General features: G+C 66.6%; 2 protein-coding genes. Both read right to left on the reverse strand.

The window, feature by feature from the left end; all coding sequences use genetic code 11:
• The coding region (locus tag EOD07_RS33625) for an AMP-binding protein (protein ID WP_164772805.1) at positions 1–602 on the reverse strand (602 nt) is incomplete at its 3' end.
• A gap of 50 nt (positions 603–652) precedes the next feature.
• On the reverse strand, positions 653–1,658 hold a 1,006-nt coding region (locus tag EOD07_RS33630), incomplete at its 5' end, for a gamma-glutamyltransferase (RefSeq protein WP_206519641.1).

A 1,658-nucleotide genomic window follows, 5' to 3' on the forward strand; every position in this document is an offset into this window, starting at 1 on the left:
GCCGGCGTCAGGCCGAGCGTCGCCCCGATATGGGCTGCCGAGGCGGCGAGGTTGGCGTGGCTGAGCGGCACCAGTTTCGGACGCGAGGTGGTGCCGGATGTGTGCAGAAGAAGTGCGACATCGCCATCGGCGGCCAGCCCGGATGCGACTGGTGATCCGACCGGATCGCCCTCGATCGTGAAGGCGCCGGCCGGCGCGCCTTCCGGCACCACCAGCCGCAGCACCGGGATGCCGAGGCGCCCGGCGACTTCGACCGAAGGGCCCTGCTCGTCCTTGCCGACGAGGATCGCCTTGACGCCGATATCGCTCAGATAGAAATCGAGCTCGTCGACCCGGTAGGCCGGATTGAGCGGCGCGGTGGACGCGGCGGCCGCCACGGCGATGAAGGCCGTGGCCATCTCCGGGCCGTTGGGCAGCACGATGGCGACCCGATCGCCACGGCCGATGCCCAGCGCGTTCAAGCGCGCCACGGTATCGCTGATCAGGCGGCGCAGTCCGCCATGCGAGAGGGCCGTTCGCTCGGGCGCGGCGATGGCCGGCGCGTTGTCGGCTCCAGGTGCAAGGCGATGGGCAAGATCGGTGGCGTTTTCGCTGTTTGTCATGGTTCCAGACTATGTTTCGAACGATCGGCCGATGTCCAGCAAAGGCCTTCTCAATATCCGAGCGCCAGGCCGTCCTTGCGCGGATCGGAAGCGCCGGTCAGCGTGCCCTTTTCCCAATCGATGAGCACCGCCTGCCCGCCGCCCAGCGGATGACCGGACTCGACCACCTGATGGCCAAGCCGACGCAGACCTTCGATCGCATCGGCGCGCACGCTTCGCTCGGCCTCGACGACGTCGTGGTTATAGAAGACGCGGGCCGCGTCGATCGCCTGCTGCGGGTCCATGCCAAAGTCGATCATGTTGGTCAAAAGATGCACATGGCCGAAGGGCTGGTAGCCGCCGCCCATGACGCCGAAGGGCATCATGGCACGGCCATCCTTCGTCATCATGCCCGGCATGATCGTGTGCATCGGCCGCTTGCCGGGCGCAATTGCATTCGGGTGCTTCGGATCGAGGCGGAAGCTGGAGCCCCGGTTCTGCAAAACGACCCCTGTCTTGGGGCCAACGACACCGCTGCCGAAGGAATAATAGGTCGAGTTGATGAAGCTCACCGCGTTGCGGTCGCGGTCGACGACGCTGATATAGACCGTGTCGCTGCCCGGAAGATCGAGACGCGGCAGATGCGTCATGGCGCGCTCGGGGTCGATCGCGGCGCGCAAGCGGTCGGCATAGGCGCCGGAGAGCAGCGCTTTGACCGGCACGTCGACATGATCCTGGTCGGCGACAAACGCGTCGCGGTCCTGGTAGGCCAGACGCCCTGCCTCGATCTCGAGGTGCAGGCGCGCGGCGGCGCCCGGATCGAACTTGCCCAGCTCGAAGCCCGAAAGCAGGTTCAGCATCAAAAGCGCGGTCAAGCCCTGGTTGTTGGGCGGCATCTGGTGGATGTCGTAGCCGCGATAGGAGGTGCCGACCGGGGTCCGGTAGTCGCCCTTGGTGGCGGCGAAATCGTCGAGCGTGTGCAGACCGCCGAGCGCGCGCAGCCGGCCGACCAGATCGTCGGCGACCGCGCCTTCATAAAAACCGGCGCGACCTTTTTTCGCGATGACGCGCAAGGTC

It is taken from the genome of Mesorhizobium sp. M2C.T.Ca.TU.002.02.1.1 (genome assembly GCF_003997225.1).